Origin of the sequence: Prevotella corporis DSM 18810 = JCM 8529 (genome assembly GCF_000430525.1) — a bacterium.
Classification (GTDB): Bacteria; Bacteroidota; Bacteroidia; order Bacteroidales; family Bacteroidaceae; genus Prevotella; species Prevotella corporis.
The window spans coordinates 104654-128097 of the sequence record NZ_AUME01000002.1 but is presented as its reverse complement, the minus strand read 5'-3'; the positions used below and the strand labels follow the sequence as shown (position 1 = coordinate 128097).

At 45.3% G+C, this 23444-nt stretch carries 16 protein-coding genes; 13 read left to right on the top strand and 3 right to left on the bottom strand.

Annotated features, from left to right (window positions below):
* Position 1: 1 nt before the first annotated feature.
* Positions 2–604, top strand: a complete 603-nt coding sequence (gene rsxA / locus H515_RS0101450; protein ID WP_025874703.1) for an electron transport complex subunit RsxA — start codon at positions 2–4, stop codon at positions 602–604.
* Between the two features lie 220 nt (positions 605–824).
* On the opposite strand, the gene H515_RS0101445 is transcribed toward rsxA, so the two are convergent.
* Entirely contained in the window at positions 825–1634 is an 810-nt protein-coding gene (locus H515_RS0101445; RefSeq protein ID WP_028901476.1) for a DUF3108 domain-containing protein, read from the bottom strand.
* A gap of 492 nt (positions 1635–2126) precedes the next feature.
* Between H515_RS0101445 and H515_RS0101440 the strand changes: the two genes are divergently transcribed.
* Positions 2127–2429: a hypothetical protein gene (locus H515_RS0101440; RefSeq protein ID WP_028901475.1), complete on the top strand. Its 303-nt coding sequence runs from the start codon at positions 2127–2129 to the stop codon at positions 2427–2429.
* A 323-nt stretch (positions 2430–2752) separates the two neighbouring features.
* The gene (locus H515_RS0101435) at positions 2753–3274 is read left to right on the top strand and encodes a hypothetical protein (RefSeq protein WP_036890483.1); all 522 of its coding nucleotides are present in this window, start codon (positions 2753–2755) and stop codon (positions 3272–3274) included.
* A 392-nt stretch (positions 3275–3666) separates the two neighbouring features.
* On the opposite strand, the gene H515_RS0101430 is transcribed toward H515_RS0101435, so the two are convergent.
* Positions 3667–4716, bottom strand: coding sequence for a glycosyltransferase family 9 protein (locus H515_RS0101430; RefSeq protein ID WP_025874706.1), 1050 nt, complete (start codon positions 4714–4716; stop codon positions 3667–3669).
* Positions 4717–5319, bottom strand: a complete 603-nt coding sequence (locus H515_RS0101425) for a DUF4254 domain-containing protein (protein ID WP_025874708.1) — start codon at positions 5317–5319, stop codon at positions 4717–4719.
* Positions 5320–5649: 330 nt separating this feature from the next.
* On the opposite strand from H515_RS0101425, the gene H515_RS0101420 reads away from it, so the two are divergent.
* The 10 genes from H515_RS0101420 to H515_RS0101370 all read left to right on the top strand — a co-directional run bounded on the left by H515_RS0101420 (position 5650) and on the right by H515_RS0101370 (position 23406).
* Entirely contained in the window at positions 5650–5886 is a 237-nt protein-coding gene (locus H515_RS0101420) for an acyl carrier protein (protein ID WP_025874710.1), read from the top strand.
* A gap of 254 nt (positions 5887–6140) precedes the next feature.
* Complete coding sequence (gene fabF, locus H515_RS0101415) at positions 6141–7403, top strand: beta-ketoacyl-ACP synthase II (protein WP_025874712.1); 1263 nt, start codon at positions 6141–6143, stop codon at positions 7401–7403.
* Entirely contained in the window at positions 7393–8439 is a 1047-nt protein-coding gene (gene rnc, locus H515_RS0101410) for a ribonuclease III (RefSeq protein ID WP_025874714.1), read from the top strand. The genes fabF and rnc overlap by 11 nt, the downstream gene beginning before the upstream one ends.
* Before the next feature lie 191 nt (positions 8440–8630).
* On the top strand, positions 8631–10166 hold the full coding sequence (locus H515_RS0101405) for a GH3 auxin-responsive promoter family protein (protein WP_028901474.1): 1536 nt from the start codon (positions 8631–8633) through the stop codon (positions 10164–10166).
* Between the two features lie 76 nt (positions 10167–10242).
* On the top strand, positions 10243–12282 hold the full coding sequence (locus H515_RS12780; protein ID WP_081410099.1) for an Ig-like domain-containing domain: 2040 nt from the start codon (positions 10243–10245) through the stop codon (positions 12280–12282).
* Positions 12283–12871: 589 nt separating this feature from the next.
* On the top strand, positions 12872–14206 hold the full coding sequence (gene miaB, locus H515_RS0101395) for a tRNA (N6-isopentenyl adenosine(37)-C2)-methylthiotransferase MiaB (protein ID WP_025874717.1): 1335 nt from the start codon (positions 12872–12874) through the stop codon (positions 14204–14206).
* A gap of 111 nt (positions 14207–14317) precedes the next feature.
* Entirely contained in the window at positions 14318–16177 is a 1860-nt protein-coding gene (locus H515_RS0101390; protein WP_025874719.1) for an ABC transporter ATP-binding protein, read from the top strand.
* A 46-nt stretch (positions 16178–16223) separates the two neighbouring features.
* Positions 16224–18197, top strand: a complete 1974-nt coding sequence (locus H515_RS0101385) for an LTA synthase family protein (protein ID WP_028901473.1) — start codon at positions 16224–16226, stop codon at positions 18195–18197.
* Between the two features lie 638 nt (positions 18198–18835).
* Positions 18836–22129, top strand: a complete 3294-nt coding sequence (locus H515_RS0101380) for a C10 family peptidase (protein ID WP_081410098.1) — start codon at positions 18836–18838, stop codon at positions 22127–22129.
* A 629-nt stretch (positions 22130–22758) separates the two neighbouring features.
* The gene (locus H515_RS0101370) at positions 22759–23406 is read left to right on the top strand and encodes a hypothetical protein (protein WP_025874724.1); all 648 of its coding nucleotides are present in this window, start codon (positions 22759–22761) and stop codon (positions 23404–23406) included.
* The last annotated feature ends 38 nt before the right edge of the window (positions 23407–23444 follow it).

Below are 23444 nucleotides of genomic sequence, written 5' to 3'. Positions count from 1 at the left end.
TATGGAATATTTACTGATATTTATCTCGGCTATTTTCGTCAACAACATCGTTCTTTCGCAGTTTCTCGGCATCTGTCCGTTCCTCGGAGTCTCACGAAAAGTTGACACAGCCTTAGGCATGGGTGCCGCAGTGGCTTTCGTTCTTACGCTGGCAACTATCGTCACCTATCTCGTTCAGGTGTATGTGCTCAATCCTTTCGGACTTCAGTATCTACAGACACTGGCCTTCATCCTCGTTATAGCTGCACTCGTGCAGATGGTTGAAATCATTTTGAAGAAAGTTTCGCCAGCCCTCTATCAGGCTTTGGGCATCTTCCTGCCGCTGATCACCACAAACTGCGCCGTTCTTGGTGTAGCAATTCTCGTGATACAGAAAGACTTCTCACTACTGGAAAGCGTGGTTTATGCCTTCTCAACCGCATTAGGTTTCGCACTGGCCCTGACCGTTTTTGCCGGCATTCGTGAGCAACTGGCTTATACTCGTGTACCGAAAGGAATGCAAGGCATGGCTATCGTACTTGTGACCGCCGGACTTTTATCACTTGCCTTCATGGGATTCTCTGGAGTTGATGGTGGTTTGAAGACATTGTTTGGACTGGATTGATTGGTGGAAACCAATCTATAAACCCATCATTTCAGCACTATCAGATACAGAATGCCCCATCTGATTGGCAGACAAGCAAAATTAGAACAGACATTCAAAAACAAATTAGATTTTTATAAAATAGATGCGAGATTACCTTAAACTGGCAATCTCGCATTTTATTTTATGGAAAGAAGCTCAAACTAACCACTTTCCGCTCTCTACAACCATCCAAATAATATCACCTCACCTGTGAGCTTATATTGCTTCTGATGCCTTTCATACTGACTAAAAATGCCTTTGCGCTACCAAACTTTAGACGCATGTCGAGGCGAACGGGAATATGGTTGGTGTCGTCAGTGACATAGAAAGTAGAGATATTGCGCCATTTCCTATCTTCCTGCTCATAATAGGCCAACGTAAGACAACGGTATTTTTTACCATTATCAGCCTTAATTTTCTTTTTTCCTTTATAAATGATACGAGCAGAGTTCAGACTATTTCCATCAACAATGCCGAAATTGACCACCTGACCGTTTCTCCAGCTTTCAGGATTGAAACTACGTGCTCGCAGGAAAATACTCATCATATCGAAAACACATTGCCCCGGCGTTTTCGTCATCCAGTGATGATTGCCATCATTGTCAATTCTATGAAGCCTCACCTTTGGTTTGCCATTGGGATAGCTGTAGAAAACCTCATCGACGGTATAACGCTTTCCTTCCCTCGCTCCTTTTCGATAGTAGAGTGGTGCCATATCTTTAGTGTTATAACACAGCAACGTATCGCGCAAAACGAAGTACGCGTCAAGTTTGCCATTGCCACGGGTGGTGAGCGACGCACGATAAGCAGACCGACCCTGATAGGTTGATGCCACAGTGTACCACGATGCCGTTCCGGCCTTCACCCAAACGAACTTCCAGTTATAGTAAAGATTGTAGGTCAGGTATTCACCGCTATTGAAAGCAGTGTTCTTAAAAGTGCACTGTGCTGCTGAATGCAATGTCAACATCAGTAGCACAGCCGTGATATACGTCTTAAAATTTTTCATTATTCAATAGTTATTCGTTCTCATTTCATTATATTCTTATTTTTATTTTAAAATAAAAAAAGAATGTATTAGTATGATATGCCGTTGATAAGTGCAAAAGTTTTTCGCTTATTTCTTGCTTATTTGGTTATCAACCCGTGGAAATGAATTATCAACACTCACTGTTTATTTTTAAATGCTGACTATCAGTTCATTTTTTGACTTATCCACAATGTTTTAATCCATTGCAAAGATAATAAGTTTATATCTTTTTAAGCCCTAATCATGTGCAAAACTTCCATAAAAGCGCATTAATAACTCTGTGAATATCCACACATCATTGCTTTTCTCCTTTCTATTGTGGATATTCAGGTGGTTGTTAAAAACTTGTTAGGTAGTTTTCCACATACTTTTCCACAATAAAAATTATTGCTTTCACAAAATATTGTATATTTGTAGTCTGAAAATGATCATTCATACAAATATAATATATTAATAGAAAGGAAAATATCGATGAAACCAATATTGAGCGATTATTATAAGATATTTCTTTCTTGTCCCGTGGGAGCCATGATGCAGGCAGCCCAGCGGCGGATGCTTGAAAATGTGAAGCTATGGGCAGAGAAAGAATATACTGAGCAAGCGACTTTCGATGATGTGAGAGATTTCTTAGAAAGCTGTCAGGATGCGCCTGTGCTCACCGAGTTTATTGAGAAGGTGATGCAACCGTTGATTGACGAAGAGTCAACAAAGGGCGAAACAACCGTCAGCGACTACTTGGAATATCTGCGCGAAGAGGACAGGGTGGATGAGTAAAGGTTGAAATTCAAGAAATTAGTCTGAAATGAAAAGGAAACCTTATGAATCATTATTATAAAAGAAAGGCAGTTTTAGAGATCATCGCAATGATCTATGTGACTATTGTTATCATATTATCAATTCCTAATATGGGTTGGTTTATGTTTTTTATGGGTATGCTGTGCTTCATCACTTTCCCTGTCATACTCGTATCGCTTTTTCTATTTTTCAGAGCTTTCAGGTTTAAATATAGGAAAGACAAGATTATATTGGCTTTAGGACTAATAAATATTTTGTCATTGTTCTATTTATTTACCAGAACGATTAGCTACGCTGAGGATATGGAAGATTTCTACGAGGATAACAAAGTGGAACTCAACGAGCTATGTAGCTACACTCGTTCGGCCATTCTTCCCAACTCATCGGTATATATTGAATTTGAGAACGACACCATAAGCATATTCAATGTATCGACTCCAAACGACTCGATAGTTTCTGATAATTATCATGAAACCAAGGAAAATAATGACTCTTTGATGCGTGTTGCCGGACTGACATCACAGGAATTGTCTGAAATAAAACAACGGTTATACCATTTAGGCTGTATTTCAATATCTTCTGATTCCAAAGATAAGAATCAGACAACTGTGGGTTACAAACGTGTTGGCATGGGACTGTATTCATTTTTATTGTACAACCGTCCGATAACCTCTTCCAAATTCAATGAATATCTTGAAGATATGTCAACCATCCCTTATAATAGCAAGGTGATATTCCTATATTCTTCAGGTGCAATTGGTAATATGGATTTTGACGGTAAGGAAGAGTATCTGAACAAACTCTCAAAGAAGTCTGTAAAATAAATTCACAACGATTATCCCCAATCGGCCAATGGCTCCTGTACCGATTTTATTTGATAGCCGGGCGGCTTGTTCTTCGTTCTTTTGAAGACGCAGAGAGCTACGGCGATATCGAACGAAAGGGAAGTTGCCAGCAAGCGAATGAAACCATTTTGAAATCCATATTGTCATCAGCTAATTGTGAAATTGCGGTTAAAAAAATGATTTGTGATTATTCCATACCTCAGTTTCGGCAATGCAAAAGGTCAGCTATCAGCGAGTGAAAGGTCAGCTTTTGGCCAACGATAGCTGACCTTTTGTAATACAAAATCTATCTTGTTGATTATCAGATAATTATAAAATAGGATAAGAAACACCTATTGGCATAAAAAAACACAGCTGCGAAGGCGCTTTGTTTACTCGTTGTTTAACTTCAATCGGCTGACAATGTCTGCGGGTTCAATGGTATTCATGCAAGCAAAGTCGCCACGATGGCATGGTTTGTTGCCAAATACGGAGCATGGACGGCATGATAGTTGGTTGTTCTGAACAGCATCATCGCTACTCTGTTTCCAACCGAGGAAACCGCAATAGGGATGAGTAGCGCCCCAGATGCTCACCACACGTGTTCCAACGAGCGAGGCAAGGTGCATGTTGGCACTGTCCATGGAAATCATGACGTCGAGATGGCTCATCAGAATAAGTTCTTCCGATAGTCCGTGAAGAACCGATGAAGCACAGAGACAGCCCTTATATTTGGTAGCCCATGAATTGAGTATTTCCTTTTCTTGGCTGCCACCACCGAAAAGGAAGATTCTGAGATGCTGATGCTCTACAGTCAGCAACCGCACCGTTTCCTCCATCTTCTCAAGTGGATACATTTTGCCTTCATGGGCGGCAAAGGGAGCGATTCCGAGCCAAGTCTCGCCTTCGTTTTTCACACCTATTATATTTGGGAGTGTATGGATGTCGTTTCCGCCATTGGTGAAAATACTCTTGAAATCTGGTTGGATGGGATAGCCTAATTGTTCCAAAACATCCATATAGTTTTGGAACGAGGTGGGTTGTTGGACGAAACTCTTGTTGTTTTTTCGGCAAAGCTTTCGCTTTCCTGACTTGTGCTTGTCAATATGGGCTGTCTTGAACCTGTCGAAGTTAAAGCGGAATCGCAGGTATCTTGTGCGCAGTACGTTGTGAAAGTCAGCAACGTGAGTGGGATGCTTCGCCAGCAGCCTCCTGTAGAGTTTGTTGAGGCCGTGGATGCCTTTGTACTCATTCTTTAAATCGGCTTCCATGAATTCCACGTTGTCCGGCAGATTCTGAAAGAAAGCCCGTGCAAAGGGTCGCGACAGTACACTGATTCGTAGTTTAGGGTATTGGTGTGCCAATGCGAAGACCACAGGCACCGTCATGGCGACGTCGCCCATTGCGGAGAACCGCATGATGATGATGTGGTCGGTCTTCAATTACTTTTTATAGAGAACAGGGTTGGTTGCTGGGTCATTGTACATTTTCATCTGACGATACACCTTCATGTACTTGCGCCCTTCTTTGATGTCATCGAGCAACTGGTCGATGGCCGTTCCGAGATCCACCTGCTGTTCAAGAAGGATGGCGAGCTTGTTCTTGCATTTTTGGAGATGTTCCTCAGATGCATCGGTACGCTCTGTCTGTTCCTTCATGTGGTAGATTTTGAGTGCGAGGATAGACAATCGGTCAATAGCCCATGCCGGACTCTCTGTATTGATGGTGGCATCGTCGTGCACTTTCACGTCGGAATAAAGCTGTCTGAAGTACGAATCGATCTGCTCTACGAGATCTGTTCGGTCCTGATTTGATCGATCGATTCGATGTTTAAGGCTCATCCCGTCTTCGGGTGCGATGTGTGGATCGCGGATAAGGTCCTCAAAATGCCATTGTACAGTGTCAATCCAACATTTCAGATAGAGGCGATTCTCAATGGAATCTCTATCATAGGGATTATTAATAGGTGTGTCAACGTTGTCTGTGATGTGGTAATCACGAATAGCCTGACTGAAAATCTTGTTACAATGTTCTGTAAATGACATTTTATTTAGGTTTTAATTTATTGTGCAAATATACTCTAAATTAATTAGATGAGCAAAATTAAATTGATAGTTTTGACTTTATGAACGTAAAAATGTCAGTTGTTGTCCGTCTTTGCTATGAAAGTATTATTCGAATAGTTTATGATAAAGTCTTGATTTGTCGCAATATAATGCTTTTTTTTGTTAAAATGTATGCACAATGTTGTATAGTGTGTGCAAAGTGATGCACTTTTTTAATAGAAAAATTTGTGTACGTGGAAAATTTGTCTTTCCTTTGCAGCCGAATTTTAGATTTGAAAATAATATTAAACGTTTTAAAACTTAGAAATTATGTCAGAAATTGAATCAAAAGTAAAGGCTATTATTGTGGACAAGCTCGGTGTTGATGAAGCAGAAGTTAAGCCAGAAGCAAGCTTCACAAATGATCTCGGTGCTGACTCATTGGATACCGTAGAGCTGATTATGGAATTCGAGAAGGAATTCGGTATTTCTATTCCTGATGACAAGGCTGAGAACATCAGTACCGTAGGTGACGCTATCAGCTATATCGAAGAGAACGCAAAGTAAAGTCAAAATAAAATAAAGGCGGAGGAACAGTTCTCCGCTTGACTTTTGTCTTTAACTTTTCACTTATATCTTTACTCAAGTTTCGCTATAAGCAAGGAGTAATGAAATAAGAATTAGGGAGTTATGCCAACAGTTTTACTTCTTGGTGTTGTTTCAGATGCTGGTGGTAGAACGTTAGCCTAACTCCCTAATTTGAATTATTTAGGAAAATCATGTTTATTCCGAGATGATGCGAAACAAAAAATATTACTTAAATGGAATTAAAAAGAGTAGTAGTAACAGGCCTTGGTGCTGTAACACCATTAGGTAATTCACCAGAGGAAACCTGGAAGGCTATGCTGGAGGGCAAGAGCGGTGCTGCTCCTATAACACAATTCGATACAACCAACTTCAAGACTCATTTTGCCTGCGAGGTGAAAGACCTCAATATAAATGATTATATCGACCGTAAGGAAGCTCGAAAGCTCGACCGCTACACACAACTGGCCATCATTAGCGCCATACAGGGTGTGAAAGATTGTGGAATCGATCTCGAAACAGCCGACAAAAATAGAATAGGTGTGGTCTATGGCGTTGGAATCGGCGGTATAAAGACATTCGAGGAAGAAGTGGTCTATTGGGGACAACATCTTGATCAGGAACCAAAGTTCAACCCATTCTTCATTCCAAAGATGATTTCCGATATCGCAGCGGGTCAAATCAGCATACGATTCGGATTCCACGGACCTAACTTCGCAACAACGTCGGCTTGCGCATCATCAACCAATGCCATTGGTACGGCATTGAATCTCATTCGCTTGGGCAAGGCCGACATGATTGTAAGCGGTGGTGCTGAAGCAGCTATTTGCGCCTGTGGATTGGGCGGTTTCAATGCAATGCACGCACTGTCAACTCGCAATGATGACCCAGAGCATGCTTCCCGTCCATTCTCGGCAAGTCGAGACGGATTCGTTATGGGCGAAGGAGCTGGTTGTCTCATCCTCGAAGAACTCGAACACGCCAAGGCTCGTGGAGCTAAAATCTATGCAGAGCTCGTTGGAGAAGGAGAGTCAGCTGACGCATACCACATTACTGCTTCCCATCCAGAAGGATTAGGTGCCCGCTTGGTGATGCAGGCAGCACTCGACGATGCAGGCTTGAAGCCTGAAGACATCGACTATATCAATGTTCATGGTACCTCAACGCCAGTCGGCGATGTGTCAGAAGCAAAGGCTATCAAGGATTTGTTTGGCGATGCGGCATACAAATTGAACATCTCCTCGACTAAGAGTATGACCGGTCACCTCCTCGGAGCTGCCGGAGCAATAGAGGCTATGGCTTGTATCTTGGCCATTAAGAATGGAATCATTCCTCCAACCATCAACCATGAGGAAGATGACAAAGACGAAAATCTTGACTATAATTTGAATTTTACGTTCAATAAGGCCCAAAAACGCGAAGTACGTGCTGCGCTCAGTAACACATTTGGCTTTGGCGGACACAACGCTTGCGTGATTTTCAAGAAATATGCTGACTAATATTATTGATAGAATAAAGCTCCCTTTCCGAAAGGAAAAGGAACTTTATTTGTCTTTGTATCAGATAATAGGAATACTTCCGCACAATCTCAGCTACTATCAGACAGCTCTCTTGCACAAGAGTGTGGCACATCGCAACGCAAAAGGAAAGCCTGTAAACAATGAAAGGTTGGAGTTTTTGGGTGATGCCATCCTCGATGCTATTGTCGGAGATATCGTTTACGAGCATTTTCCTGGTAAACGGGAGGGATTTTTGACCAACACTCGCTCTAAGATAGTACAGCGAGAAACGCTCAATCATTTAGCCAAGGAGTTGGGAATCAATGATTTAATACTATCAAACGGTCATTCATCGTCGCATAATAGCTATCTTGGGGGCAATGCGTTCGAGGCTTTAGTAGGTGCGCTTTATCTGGATCATGGCTACAATGCCTGCATGAAGTTCATGAAAAAGCAGATATTGGGCGAGATGATCAACATCGATAAGGTGGCTTACAAAGAAGTGAATTTCAAGTCGAAGCTGATTGAGTGGGGACAGAAGAACAAGGTTAAGCTTGAGTTTAATCTGCTCCAGCACGCCAAAGATAAGGAAGGAAGCCCTACTTTCGACTTTCAGGTCGTCATTGAGGGAATAGCCTCAGGTCAAGGGCACGGCTATTCAAAGAAGGAAAGCCAGCAGGAGGCTGCAAAAATTACGCTACAGCGTCTGCGTCGTGAGCCACAATTCATCGATGAAGTGTTCAATGCAAAGTCAAACCGTACTAAAATGGAGGAAGAACCTGTGCTCGATGTCCCTGATACCAAACAAAATATGAACTTTATGGTGGGTACTGAGATGAAAGAGGAGAAGTGCGAAAATCCTATTCATGAGGAAGTATTCATTGACGGTTCATCGGAATCTTCCATTCCGGCTGCAAAAGAAACGGCCGTGGATGAGGCAAAGGCCGATGACCACAAACTCCCTGAATTTGAGACTGCCGCTGATGATGATAGAGAGGCTATCATTGCAGCCGCAGAAGCTAAGGCCTTCGGTTAGCGAAGACTTTGTATAGGAAGTGAAGGAGTGAAAGACAAGACTACAAACTATCAATGGTTTACAAGTAGTATTTGCTCTTTCGCTCCTTCACTTCTTCAGTATCTTCCTATCATTATTAAAATAAGTAAAAATCAGACATATTCAGTAATTTTACATTACTTTTGTATTTTTAAAAACAATATGGATGACCAATGAATCTTACGAGCATAGTAAATAAGCTGTATTTTCAACCACGCCACCGTGAATTGGAACGTTACACGCATGGTGGTGATGCTATCCAGGATGAGATTCTACGCTATTTGGTGGAACAAGGAAAGGATACAGAGTATGGGAGGAATCATCTTTTTTCTACTATTCATTCATATGACGACTTCGCGCAGAACATTCCCGTCAACACCTATGAGGAACTCAAGTCCGATATCGACCGAATGCGTCATGGTGAGCATAATGTTCTGTGGCCGGGACAGGTGAAATGGTATGCCAAATCGTCGGGAACGACAAACGACAAGAGCAAGTTTATCCCCGTTTCTTCAGAAGGATTGCAATCGATTCATTACCAAGGCGGAAAGGATGTTGTGGCTTTGTATCTGGCCAACCATCCAGAGAGCCGTCTTTTCGATGGAAAAAGCCTTATTTTAGGCGGTAGTCACTCCCCAAATTATAATCTTCCTAACTCGTTGGTTGGCGATCTGAGTGCCATTCTCATTGAGAACATCAATCCGCTGGCCAACCTTCGTCGCGTGCCTTCCAAGCAAGTGGCTTTGCTGAGCGACTTCGAGGTGAAGCGTAACCGCATTGCCGAGGACACGCTGAGGCAGGATGTCCGCAGCATTTCAGGCGTACCGTCATGGATGCTCTCCGTGTTGGTGCGTGTTATGGAGCTTTCCGGCAAGACCCATCTTGAGGAAGTGTGGCCGAACCTTGAGGTATTCTTCCACGGAGGCATAGCCTTCACGCCCTATCGCGAGCAGTTCGAGCAGCTGATAACCAAGTCGGACATGCACTACATGGAGACTTACAATGCCTCAGAGGGATTTTTCGGCATCCAGAGCGACCCTTCCGAACGCAGTATGCTTCTCATGCTCGACTACGGAGTGTTCTACGAGTTTCTTCCGATGGACGAGTTCGGCAGCGAGAAGCCCAACATCGTGCCCCTCAGCGGAGTAGAAGTGGGAAAGAACTATGCCATGCTCATCACCACCGCCTGCGGATTGTGGCGTTACGAGATAGGAGACACCGTCCAATTCACCTCCATCAATCCCTACAAGTTCATCATCACCGGTCGGACGAAATACTTTATCAATGCCTTCGGTGAGGAACTGATTATGGACAATGCCGAAAAGGGGATTGAGGCGGCATGCAAGGCAACGGGAGCGCAGGTTTCCGAGTACACCGCTGCACCCATTTACATGGATGCCAATGCAAAATGCCGCCACCAATGGCTCATAGAGTTTGCCAAAGAGCCCAGCAGTCTTGAGGAGTTTACAATTATACTCGACACCAAGCTACAGGAAATCAATTCCGACTATGAAGCCAAGCGTTTCCGTGATATCACGCTTCAGCGACTGGAGGTTATCCCTGCTCGCAAGAATCTTTTCAATGACTGGCTCAAATCGAAGGGAAAGCTGGGTGGGCAACACAAGATTCCGCGTCTTTCCAACAGCCGGAAGAACATCGAAGAGATGCTTTTGCTGAACAATGAGGCACCGAAGCCCACCTCAATATAAGGTAATTCACGCACGGTTGCCTACAATGAAATGCTTAAACATCTGCTGAGAATAATCTCATGTAAAGGATAAACTCATGTTTTCAAGATTGTTACATATTATAATAAGCTTCTTCAAGTATCTCCTCTCTTTGCGAGAGGTTTGGAGAGGCTTTTCTTTTTTCTTTCAATCCTCCCGCTACGGAGGATTCCTCCCAGTCCTTTTGTTCGTCTTGCTACTGGTGTCGTGCGCCAAGATGGGTCAACCCGACGGCGGTTGGTTCGACGAGACGCCACCGAAGATACTCGGTCAGTCGCCCGCTGACCGCTCAACCGACGTCAACAGTCGGAAAATAAGCATCCTCTTCGATGAGTTTATCAAACTTGACAACCCCACAGAGAAAGTCGTTGTATCGCCACCGCAGCTGGAGGCTCCAGAAATCAAAACCAATGGAAAGCGAATCACCGTGGAGTTGCAAGACTCTTTGAAGCCCAATACCACCTACACGATTGATTTTTCGGATGCCATCTCCGACAACAACGAGGGCAATCCGCTCGGCAATTATACCTACACATTCTCCACTGGCGACCATATCGACACCATGGAGGTGGCCGGCTATGTGCTGGAGGCCGAGAACTTGGAGCCTATCAAAGGCATACTCGTCGGACTTTACACCAACCAGTCTGACACGGTCTTTCAGAAAGAGCCGATGCTTCGCGTATCGCGCACTGACGACCGTGGGCATTTCATCATCAAAGGCGTGCCACAAAGGGATTGCCGCATCTACGCATTGCAAGACGCCGATGGAAACTACAGGTTCAGTCAGCAGAGCGAAAAATTGGCGTTCACACCCGAAATCATCATGCCTTCGTCCAAACCCGACATCCGTCAGGACACCATTTGGCAAGATTCACTCCGCATTTTGGACATCAAACGCTCACCCTACACCCACTTTTTGCCCGACGACGTGGTGCTGACGGCCTTCAACGAGGTGCAGACCGATAGGTATTTCCTGAAAGCAGAAAGGCTGAAAGCCGAGAATTTCACCCTGTTTTTCAGCTATGGCCACAAGGATTTGCCAATTATCAAGGGCTTGAATTTCGATGCCACCGATGCCTTTGTCATAGAGCCTTCGCTCAATCAGGACACCATCACCTACTGGCTGCGCGACAGTATGCTTGTGAACCAAGACACACTCCGCATGGAATTGAGCTATGAGGCCAGCGACTCACTCGGAAAACTTCAGCTGATGACCGACACGATGGAAGTGTTGTCGAAAGAGCCCTATGCCAAACGGGTGAAAAAGCGCCAAGAAGCATACGACAAATGGAAGAAACGACAAGATAAGAACAAGGAACGGGGACGCGACTACGAAACTGTGTTTCCCGTAGATCCGCTCGACGTGCGCTATAAAGTCAACTCGCAGATGGCGCCCGACGAGAATCCGACATTCGATTTGCCGTCGCCCATTGCGGTTTTAGATACCTCGAAGATACATCTCTACGAGAAGATAGACACCCTCTGGTATAGGGCGAAGTATCAGTTGGGCACCGATCCCAGTGTGTCGCGCCGCTACAAGCTCATTGGAGCATGGAAACCCGGCCACGAATATAGTCTTGAACTCGACTCAATGGCTTTCACAGACATCTACGGAAAGGTGTCGAATAAGTACAAGCAGGGCATCAGCGTGAAGGCGCTCGAAGAGTACTCAACCGTCATCATCACCGTTCAGGGACTCGACGGACGCAACTGCATACTGCAGCTCCTCAACGAAGGCGACAAACCAGTGAAGGAAGTGCAGGTGAAAGACAACCTTGCCACCATCTACTATGTGAAACCGGGTGTCTATTACATGCGTCTTTTGGTCGATGACAACGACAACGGCCGATGGGACACCGGACTCTACAGCGAGCAGCGGCAGGCAGAGGCGGTGTATTATTACCCACGTGAGATTGAGTGCAAGGCAAACTGGGAGGTTCGGGAGACTTGGCGACCGCGTGACATCCCGTTGTATCAGCAGAAACCTGGACGGATAACCAAGCAGAAGCCAGAGACCGAGCGCAGAAATAGGGGCCGCAACATCCAGCGGGCCAAGAGTCTGGGATTGGATTACAATCCAAAGATGGGTGCGAAGTAAGTAAAAAAATGCGGACAAGCCACCATTGAATATCTGTTTTGCAAACATCTGGAAATCAGCAGTATAGACATCATGTTTCAATAGGTCACCTTTCGCAGCCCGAAAGGTGACCTATTGTCTTGCAAAAGCTCACCTTTTGCCGTGCGAAAGCTCATGCTAAAGAAATCTAACCCCACAGTCTGATGTATCCGACAAACAATCAACCCAAATTATTCATTAGACCGCACGCTCACAATGAGATGATGACAATATGTCATCCTGACTGCTTTTATTCGTTTATCGGTCCCTTTCCAGCCATTCTCTCTCGCTGTAGCCCGTTACCTCTTCAATCAAACGACAATCAAACTACTCGGCAATTCAATTCAATCAATATAGGCGCTAATGAACGATTTGAGATAAATCGTAAGTGCTTTTTAATTAAACATTTGCGAGTGTGCCGACAATTTCTTACCTTTGCACGCCAGCTCGAAAAGTAAACGGTAGGAAATCGAAAGCGAAACCATGGGCCATTGATATGGCATGGATGTCCTTGTGGCAGCTTATCGGCATCGGACTTTTCGGCTAAAACAACTGAAATAAAAATAGATTAATGAAAAAACTCTTTATAGAGACCTATGGATGCCAGATGAATGTGGCTGACTCGGAGGTGGTAGCTTCCGTCATGGGTATGGCAGGATACGACATTTGTGAGAACGAGGGAGAGGCTGACGCCATCTTTTTGAACACCTGTTCAATACGCGAAAATGCGGAAAACAAGATTTATAACAGACTTGAGACACTCTATGCGGAGAAGAAAAAAGGGCGGAAGCTCATTCTCGGCGTACTCGGATGTATGGCAGAGCGCGTGCGCAAAGACCTTATAGAAAACCACTACGCAAACCTCGTCTGCGGACCAGACTCCTATCTGAACCTGCCGGAGATGATTGCCCGTTGCGAGAATGGCCACAACGCCATGGATGTTGACCTGTCAACGACAGAGACCTATCGCGACGTAGTCCCACAACGCATCGGAGGCAACCGCGTGTCGGGCTTCGTGAGCATCATGCGCGGATGCAACAACTTCTGTCACTACTGCATCGTGCCATTCACACGTGGACGTGAACGATCGCGCGACGTGGAGAGTATCTTGCGGGAGGTGAGCGACTTGCACGACAGAGGTTTCAAAGAGGTGACGCTACTTGGACAGAACGTCAACTCATACGGACTGTTGCCCAACGGAAAGCGACCGGAGGAAGGCACATCGTTCGCCGAACTGCTGCGGAAAGTGGCACGGAGCGTGCCCGATATGCGTGTACGCTTCTCGACATCGAACCCTGAGGACATGACGGAAGATATACTCCATGCTGTCGCTGAGGAACCGAACATCTGCAACCACATCCACTTCCCCGTGCAAAGCGGCAGCTCCAAGGTACTCAAGATGATGAACCGCAAATACACCCGTGAGGACTATCTGGCGAAAGTGGCTGCCATCAGAAGGATAATCCCCAACTGCGGACTGACAACCGATATATTCGTAGGCTACCATGATGAGACGCTTGAGGATCAGGAGCTCACCCTCTCACTGGTCAGAGAGTGCCAATTCGATTCCGCTTTCATGTTCAAGTATTCCGAACGGCCAGGCACCTATGCCGCAAAACATCTCCCAGACAACGTGACGGAAGAGGAAAAGGTGCGCCGTCTGAACGAGCTCATCAAGCTGCAGACCGAGATTTCTGCACAACAGAACAAGAAAGACGAAGGCAAGGAATTTGAAATACTCATTGAACGGTTCAGCAAGCGTAGCCGTGAGCAACTCATGGGGCGCACGGAGCAGAACAAGGCTGTGGTCATACCACGCGGTAACCACCATATTGGCGAGACTGTCAAAGTGAGAATCATCAGCTCCAGCTCGGCAACACTCATCGGAGAGGTCGTCGAACAATAGCCCCCTCAGTCCCAAAGCTAATTGCCCAACACAAGGAGACAGAGCGGCACGACGATGAAAACTCGGAATTTTATTTGCAAGTTTCCGTCGAAACACATATCTTTGCATTTCATGAGAGAATTCATACACGTATTACGCAGGTTTGTTCCACCATACAAGAAGTATCTTGCCATGGCGGTTATCTTCAACATTCTGTCAGCACTGCTGAATATTTTCTCTTTTATGACACTCATTCCGATGCTCCAAATCCTCTTCAAAGTCGATTCGGGAACCAGCGCCACACACGCAATGGCATGGAGTGAGGGTTCGTTCAAGGATGTTTTGTCAAACAATGCCGACTACTACACACAGATATTCATCACCAGTTGGGGACCCACCAACACGCTACTCATCATCGGGCTCGCACTGGCTTTCATGACTCTTCTCAAGACAGGTGCCTATTTTCTCTCCTCCGCCTCAATCATCCCCATCAGAACCGGAGTAGTCAGGGATATTCGCAACCAGCTCTATGAGAAAATCAACAGCCTTTCGCTGGGCTTCTTCAGCGAAGAACGCAAGGGAGATATCATAGCACGCATGAGCGGTGACGTTCAGGAAATCGACAACTCTATTATGGCGTCGCTCGACATGCTATTCAAGAATCCCATTCTCATCTTATTGTATTTCACAACACTATTACTCGTGTCGTGGCAGCTGACACTTTTCACCCTCATCTTTGTACCTTTCTTCGGATGGTTCATGGGAAAAGTAGGGCGCAAACTGAAGCAGAACAGTATCGAGGCACAAGGGCTCTGGAGCGATACGATGAGCCAAGTCGAGGAGACACTGGGCGGATTGAGAATTATTAAGGCATTCTGCGCAGAGGGAAAGATGAACCGCCGCTTCGATAACGTCAACACCGAATATCGCAACACCATCATGCGGGTAAACATACGCCAGCAACTGGCTCACCCTATGAGCGAGTTCCTTGGAACATTGATGATCATCGTCGTGCTGTGGTTCGGCGGAACACTCGTCCTGGGGCAATACCCGGTCATCAGCGGACCAACATTCATCTACTATCTAGTCATCCTTTACAGCATCCTCAATCCGCTAAAGGAGTTCTCAAAGGCAGGATACAACATCCCGAAGGGTATGGCTTCCATGGAAAGAGTTGACAAAATACTCATGGCTGAGGTGGAAATAAAGGAGAATGACAATCCTATCCACATCGAATCGTTCGACCATGAGATCGAATTCAGGAACGTTAGCTTCGCCTACTCTGATGAAAAGAATGCAAATGGACAACCAGTGAAGCACTGGGTGCTCAGAAATATCAACCTCGTTATTCCGAAAGGCAAGACCGTGGCTTTGGTAGGGCAGAGCGGAAGTGGAAAATCGACCTTGCTTGACCTGATTCCCCGCTATTACGATGTTCAGGAAGGGGAGATACTGATTGACGGAATCAACATCAAGAACTTACGTTTGCACGATTTGCGGCAGCTCATTGGCAACGTCAACCAAGAGGCAATTCTCTTCAACGATACGTTCAAGAACAACATTACCTTTGGTGTCACGGCCGACGACAGAGCTGTCGAGGAGGCAGCGCGCATCGCCAATGCCCATGACTTCATCATGCAGAGCGAGAGAGGTTACGCTACGAACATCGGCGACCGAGGAGGGAGACTCTCAGGGGGGCAGCGTCAGCGTGTGAGCATTGCCCGTGCGATTATGAAGAATCCGCCAATACTGATACTCGATGAGGCTACGTCGGCCCTTGACACAGAGAGCGAGCGCCTGGTGCAAGATGCGTTGATGAAACTGATGAAGACCCGCACCACGATAGCTGTGGCCCACCGTCTCTCAACCATAAAGAACTCCGACGAAATCTGTGTGATGCACGAGGGGCGGATTGTGGAACGTGGCACGCACGATGAGCTGATGCGGATTGACGGCTACTACAAGAAGCTGCACGACATGCAGGAAATATAGTCGTTCCATCGGTAATGACTCATGATAACAACACTTATTTAAACTGATGAGACCATCTAACGGAAATAGTATTCTCAGCATTTCACTGAAGCCAGTAGCAGCATTGATTTTCAATCTGATACTGGCTTATGTCGTTTATTTCATCGCCCGTGTGGCTTACCTGTTCGAAAACTTCGGCTTCTTCAGCGAAGGGCTGACGGCGGGTCATCTGGCGGAGATGTTCCGTGGCAGTCTGATGTTCGATACCACGGCTATCGTTTACAGCAATGCCCTTTATGTGTTGCTGATGCTTTTCCCATTGTGGTTCAAGGAGACAGAGGCCTACCATCGTTTCTGCCGTATTCTTTTTGTCGTCACCAACAGTATCTGTCTGGCCATTAACCTTGCCGACGCCGTTTATTTTCCGTTCACGTTGCGGCGGACCACCACCAGCGTTTTCAGGGAGTTCGGAAATGAGAATAATTTATGGGGAATCATCGCTACGGAGTTGGTCAGACATTGGTATCTCGTTGTCCTTTTCGTGGCTATAACGTGGCTGATGTACAAGCTTTACCGGATCCCCCGCAGTCGCATCTTCGACTTTCAGAGCCTAAGAAGTCGGTGGTTGTTTGCGGGCATCAACTTTTTGTGTCTTGCTGTCGCAGCAGTGCTTTGCGTCAGCGGAGCCCGTGGGGGATTGCAGAGCGGCGTCCGTCCGATAACCATCAACAATGCCAACGAATACGTGAACCGTCCGGTGGAGTGTGCCTTGGTGCTCAACACGCCGTTCGCCCTGATGCGCACTATCGGCAAGAGCGTTTTCAGCGTACCTACTTATTATCCGAGCCTTGAAGCCTCGGCAAAGGTGTTCGATCCGATTCACAAACCAGTGGCGACCGCCCACAACAAGAAGAACGTGGTGATACTGATTGTCGAGAGTTTCGGCCGCGAGTACATCGGAGCGTTCAACAAACAGCTGGAGGGGGGCAGCTATAAGGGGTACACACCCAACGTCGATAGGCTCATCAGCAAGAGTTGTGTGTTTGAATACTCCTATGCCAACGGTCACAAGAGCATCGACGGCATGCCGTCGGTACTCTCCAGTATCCCGATGCTTATAGAGCCGTTCGTATTGACTCCTTCGTCGATGAATGCCTACACGGGAATCCCCGGACACTTGTCGAAGTGGGGCTACCAGACGGCTTTCTTCCATGGTGCCAACCGCGGCTCGATGGGATTCCTTGCCTTTGCCAACAAGATTGGTTTCCAGAACTATTACGGACGGCAGGACTACAGTGCCGACAAGCGCTTCGGAGGCGACGCCGACTTCGATGGCAACTGGGGCATCTGGGACGAACCTTTCCTACAATACTTCTGTACGAAGATGGGCGAGATGAGGCAGCCTTTCATGACTGCTATCTTCACGGTGTCGAGCCACCATCCCTACATGGTTCCCCGAAAGTACGAGAATATATTCAAAGAGGATGGACTCCCCATCCACAAGTGCATCCGATACACCGATATGGCCATCGGTAAATTCTTTGCGACGGCCAGCAAACAACCGTGGTTTAAGAACACTATTTTCATATTAACGAGCGACCATACCAACCAGAGTGATCATCAGGAGTACAAGACTGACATAGGGGAGTTTGCGGCGCCACTTATCATCTACGACCCGTCGGGCAACGTAACACCAGGAATGCGCAGGGGAATCGCACAGCAGATTGACATCATGCCGACCGTGTTTGGCATTCTCGGCTACGACAAGCCTTACCTGTCGTTTGGTTGCGACTTGCTGAGAACACCCGCTGACAGAACTTACGCACTGAATTACATCAACGGTGTCTATCAATATACCAGCAACGGTTATACCCTCCAGTTCGATGGTACGAAAACCACTGGCCTCTACAAACTCACCGATAAGCTGATGCAGCACAACTTAGCAGGACACGTCAGCGAGCAGGCACGGATGGAAGAGGAATTGAAGGCCATTATCTATCAATACATGTACAGGATGGTGAACGACCGATTGAAAAATTAACCGCCTCACATCGGCTATTGTCGTCGGATTGTCGCCCAAGGCGAACTTGGTGGAATGACCTTAGCACAGTTTGGGCGATGAACTGAAGGGCGTAAAAAGTGTTTTTTTTACTCAATTTCGGAATCTTTCAGAGACCTGTATGTAATCGTCTTATAATCAATGTTTTATGTATTGTAGTTTTATGGCTGACCTATGGCATTGCAAAAGCTCACCTTTTGTGGGCCAATAGCTTACCTTTCGTCGGGTGAAAGCTCACCTATCGTTTTTTCGTTGCTGACCGTGTGTACCACATTTATTATTTCTCTTTTGTTTTAAGACGTCATATTTACCATATCTCTTCTCTCAAATACCCTTAAGGTTGTTTTCGCAGCTACTCGCATCGGGGAACATTTTGAAGAAATTTTTCAATCATATCGGCAGACAACAAACGAAAAAATCAAATGTAAGAAGTGAAAGAAAAAAATGCAAGAAATTTGCAAATCTATGATATTCTTTCACGTATAACACGATATTGGTATAAAATATGTAAAAATATTTACAAGAATACTTATATTTTATTATTTTTGTTCAGCGTTTCTTAAGGCATCTTCCAAACAATCGCTTTAACATTTCGTTTTATCAATTAATTATCTATTCTTATGTTAAGAAAAACTACTTTATTATTCGCATTCTTGCTTTCGGTAACTCTTTTTGCCGCACCCATAACGCAAGATCAGGCAATGCAAGAAGCACAAGCCTTCCTAAACAGCAGAAAAAGCTTGCCACGCTCAATGAAAATGCGCCAGGCATACAGAGTCCCAAAACTCAAGTCGGCATCCAATCAATCGTATTTCTACATCTTCAACGTGGGCACGAACAATGGTTTTGTCATCGTTTCTGGTGACGACCGTACAGCCGCCATTTTGGGTTACACGGATGCTGGCTCCTTTGACGCAAGCAAGATAAACCCAAATATGAAATCGTTCTTGGACGCATACGTTGAAGAACTCAAACAGTTGGACAAAATAAACGTTCTACCAGGGAAACATGCAGGTAGAAAAGCGATTGTCCGACCAAAAGAACCGATATCTCCGCTGGTATCAATACATTGGGATCAGGAAGTCCCCTACAACAACCTCTGTCCGGAAATAACAGATGAAAGTATGAAAAAAGACACGTATAACGGTCGGTTCGTAACGGGCTGCGTGGCTACAGCGATGGCACAGGTCATGGGATATTACCAATGGCCACAGGGGAAAACATTGATGCCGATTCCGGCATACACCTCCAAACAAGCGAATTTGAATGTTTCAGAGTTGCCGGTAACCACTTTCGACTGGAGAAACATGCGAAACGTTTACAGTAGAAACTACTCCCAAGCAGAGGCTGATGCCGTAGCAAAGCTGATGCAGTATTGCGGAAGCAGCGTTCGCATGAATTATTACTATTCCTCCAAGGGCGGTTCTGGGGCTTTTGGCAGCGACGTGCCCAAAGCTCTTAAAACCTATTTCGATTACGCGGCTACAACAAAACTGATAACACGCTACGATTATACCGCAGATACATGGGCAGACGCACTTTACGGCGAGTTGAAGGCGAAGCGTCCAGTGGTGCTCTGTGGCGCATCGCCTTTCGGTGGGCACTGTTTCGTAGTGGATGGATATGCCGAAGGCGAGTTCTTCCACATTAATTGGGGCTGGAGCGGTTTTCAGGACGGATATTACCGCCTGTCGGTTTTAGAACCGGGAGCACAGGGTATAGGTGGTTTTGAAGGCGGTTATTCCCAAGATCAACAAGCCATCATCGGCATTCAGCCGAACAACGGGCAGCCGGCTGCCTGCACACTGGTAGGTTATGGTATATACCCATCTGTGAAAACTGTCAATCGAGCATCAAAAGACGTGAACTTCAAGGGAGCAGATTTCTATTCCAAAGATGATGAATATTCATATACATTCAAAGTGCTGAATATGGAGAAAGGCCCAAGAAACTGTTATCTCAGCATCGGGCTATGCGATGAAAATAACCAATTGATTCAAGTATTGAGCAATGGATCGGAAGAATGTAAATACAAAGACTACAACTATTATTATACCATCAAATTATGGGAGTTAAACGACTTCGGAGCAAACCTCCCATTGGGGAAATATAAAGTATTCCCAGTGTATAGAGAAAAGACAAATGAAGATTGGAAACTCTGCGACGGTTATACGAAAAACTATGTAATGGTGGAAATTACAGAAACACAGTATCGTGTTTTGGAAACTGAAGACGGGTCGAACTTCAACCTCAACGCAACTGCGAAAATTGAAGGAACACCGACGGTAGGAACTCCTTGCACATTCAATTTTGACGTTAGCAACACTGGTTCTGACTATTACGGGCTCGTGGGACTTAGGATCGACAAGAATAATGTTGAAGAGAATGTGGTGTCACTGTCCGTCGCACGTGGCAAGAAATCACAGATATCGTTCGGTTATATCCCAAAAACTGCCGGAACGTTCAAATACAGTTTGGTCAGCGTAGAGGAGTCTTATAACGAGACCACAAAGAAATGGGAAGATACCTATACGGATATTCCTGGATCATCAGGCACATTCATCGTTCGAGAGGCCGGAAACGGAGGTAATCTTAAGGCAGAGGTAAGCATTGACGCGAACAAGGACGGTGTTGTCTATGGAAAAGGCATCACGGGTAAGTTCACATTGACAAACAATGCTTCTACACCATACAATGACAAGATATACGTAACCGTGTTCCAACACTCGGGAAGTAAATGGTACAACCTCGGCGATGTTCCCCGAGAAGTATCGGTAAAGGCAAACGGAACGCTCACACAGACATTTAAATTTGTTGGTTTGAGTGAAGAGCAGAGTTATCTTGTGAGTGTGTTCACACATAAAGATGGTGGGGAATGGAACGAAAGGGGTTATTCAGCTGAATTCAAGGTGTTGCCTGGTGTAACGGCTTTCTATCCGGACGGGACTTTCAAGACTTTCAATCCGACCAATGACATAGATTTAGGCAATGCCACAGCCATTGATTTCGGTTCATCGACCATCAAGGGTGCACTTACTGGTAGTACGAACCCGAATGCGCTCTACTATTTCGCTGAAAAAGCAAACGTACCTTCCGCAGTTGCAGGAAAGAATGTCATTGTCAACGGAGAAGCCGAGAAGATAACCTTGGTAGATGATGCCAATACGGACTTCAGACCTCTTTACGACTTCACTGCCAAAGACATTACCTATACTCGTAAATTTGAAAAAGGTTATGACGGTACAAACTATAACTGGCAAACCATCGTGCTACCATTCGATGTGAACAGCATTACCATTGATAACATAGCTTATGACTGGCTCAAGTCGGAAAAAGACAAAGACAAGAGCGTCTGGTTGATGAATGTTTTCGGTGAAGATGACGCAAAGAATACGATTTACTATGACTATGTAAGAGATTTCAAGGCAAATCATCCTTATATTATTACGATAGAAAACAAATTAATGGGAACTGCTATTGACCCGACTCCAAAGGATGTTGTGTTCCATGGTACGAATGCTGAGGTAATGGCAGATGTAATTCCCGTTGTTACAGGCACAAAGTATAAATTTGTTGGTAGCTACACTGCAGAGCCTGTTGAAAAGGCATATCAACTGAATGAGACTGGTACGAAATTCGTTGTACAGCCTTCGAGCAAGAGCGCACCATTCTACGCTTATTTCATGACCGCGGATGGAATTATACCAGGAGCGGACATAGCCAATGCTTTGAAAATAGATATCGTCACGCCAACTTTAGGCATTGCAGACGTTGGGGTTGATGCCACATTTGACAATTCTATCATCTACAACATCAATGGAGAGATAATGGGATATGGCAAGGCTGACTTCCTTCGTCTTCCGAAAGGTATTTATATTATCAATGGTAAAAAAGTATTAAGAACGGTTCGTTAATTCATTTCAACCATGCAACCTCGTGGTATAATTAAAAGTCCCACGAGGTTGCCGATGACATTGATAATTCTCTTTTGATGGCCTCCAAGCCTAATTTGGGAAAAAACTCAATAACAAAGATAACCAAAGGGGCTGATACTTCGACGAAGTGTCAGCCCTAATTTTTGAAACGGTGACCTATAACTCATTTTGCATTCTGAAAAGTGTCATACCATTATACCTACCTTTCAGCTTGAGGATATCAGTTATTCGCTTTTTTCTGGCTTGCTCCATCATACAGAAAGCAAAGTCTTCAAATTCAATCTATATAATGTTAATGTCAAGTCATTCAGTAAACAAGAAAATATTTGACAAGTAAAACAGAAAGATATCGTCAGATCTGACAAGTGATTTTAGGGAAAAGACAGTGTTTTACTTTTCTCTTTTCAAAAGCTTAGGTTTTGAGATGCAATAGCTTACCTTTCATGTGTCGAAAGCTCACCTTTGACCGTGCGAAAGCTAAGGTATCGGGATGTGGTGGTAAAATTATTTTACACCGACGCTCTATTTCCACAATCTTTTCATGATTATTTGTATAGTAATTATAAAATAGGTAACTTTGCGAGTAAACAAAGAAATCTTCCTCATTTATGGCAACACATCCTCTTTGGTCTGACGAATATTGGCTCTTGCTGCTGCAACTCTATCAGCAGAAGCCAGCCGGAGTAAAACCTTTGTACTCGCACCAGCTGGTGAAGCTCAGCCTTGAGTTGCACATCCCTCCGCAGAACCTTTACGAACAGCAATTCGTGCTACGCCAACGCAATATGCCCGTCATGCGGCTCATCTGGGAAACTTATGCCGACAATCAGCGAAAGCTGAACAGGGATGTGCGTAAATTGCGCGCACTGAAAGGTTTCGGACAGCCGAAGGAATTCTACGAGGGTGTCGAGGTGAAGGAGACTTTCGAGAAAGACTTCATGCCGCTACCGCAAAACGAAAGGTTGAAGCCTGTGATGCTCATCATGATACTTGACTTATACTTCCGGTTGACGCCCATAACCATGGTGACGGAGACACCTGAGGTGAAGGAAATGGCCAAAACGCTGAAGTTAGCGCCCGCGACGGTGGTCGAGATATTGGACGTTTTCCAGTTCTGCGACCCCTATCTGAACCGAGACGACCTGATGATTTCGCCCCTCTTGCTTCCCTGTCAGGAGATATGGATCAGATATGGAAACGACAATCCCAACAAACTTTCATCACTGGCAGCACAATTACACGAATATTTCAGGTGAATATCTTACTTTTTTCGTAATTTTGCATTGAAATTCAA

Bases quoted from the DNA above. Each gene is read 5' to 3' on its own strand.
- rsxA (WP_025874703.1), top strand. From the start codon at position 2: ATGGAATATTTACTGATATTTATCTCGGCTATTTTCGTCAACAACATC.
- H515_RS0101445 (WP_028901476.1), bottom strand. From the start codon at position 1,634: ATGAAAAATTTTAAGACGTATATCACGGCTGTGCTACTGATGTTGACA.
- H515_RS0101440 (WP_028901475.1), top strand. From the start codon at position 2,127: ATGAAACCAATATTGAGCGATTATTATAAGATATTTCTTTCTTGTCCC.
- H515_RS0101435 (WP_036890483.1), top strand. From the start codon at position 2,753: ATGGAAGATTTCTACGAGGATAACAAAGTGGAACTCAACGAGCTATGT.
- H515_RS0101425 (WP_025874708.1), bottom strand. From the start codon at position 5,319: ATGTCATTTACAGAACATTGTAACAAGATTTTCAGTCAGGCTATTCGT.
- H515_RS0101420 (WP_025874710.1), top strand. From the start codon at position 5,650: ATGTCAGAAATTGAATCAAAAGTAAAGGCTATTATTGTGGACAAGCTC.
- fabF (WP_025874712.1), top strand. From the start codon at position 6,141: ATGGAATTAAAAAGAGTAGTAGTAACAGGCCTTGGTGCTGTAACACCA.
- rnc (WP_025874714.1), top strand. From the start codon at position 7,393: ATGCTGACTAATATTATTGATAGAATAAAGCTCCCTTTCCGAAAGGAA.
- H515_RS0101405 (WP_028901474.1), top strand. From the start codon at position 8,631: ATGAATCTTACGAGCATAGTAAATAAGCTGTATTTTCAACCACGCCAC.
- H515_RS12780 (WP_081410099.1), top strand. From the start codon at position 10,243: ATGTTTTCAAGATTGTTACATATTATAATAAGCTTCTTCAAGTATCTC.
- miaB (WP_025874717.1), top strand. From the start codon at position 12,872: ATGAAAAAACTCTTTATAGAGACCTATGGATGCCAGATGAATGTGGCT.
- H515_RS0101390 (WP_025874719.1), top strand. From the start codon at position 14,318: ATGAGAGAATTCATACACGTATTACGCAGGTTTGTTCCACCATACAAG.
- H515_RS0101385 (WP_028901473.1), top strand. From the start codon at position 16,224: ATGAGACCATCTAACGGAAATAGTATTCTCAGCATTTCACTGAAGCCA.
- H515_RS0101380 (WP_081410098.1), top strand. From the start codon at position 18,836: ATGTTAAGAAAAACTACTTTATTATTCGCATTCTTGCTTTCGGTAACT.
- H515_RS0101370 (WP_025874724.1), top strand. From the start codon at position 22,759: ATGGCAACACATCCTCTTTGGTCTGACGAATATTGGCTCTTGCTGCTG.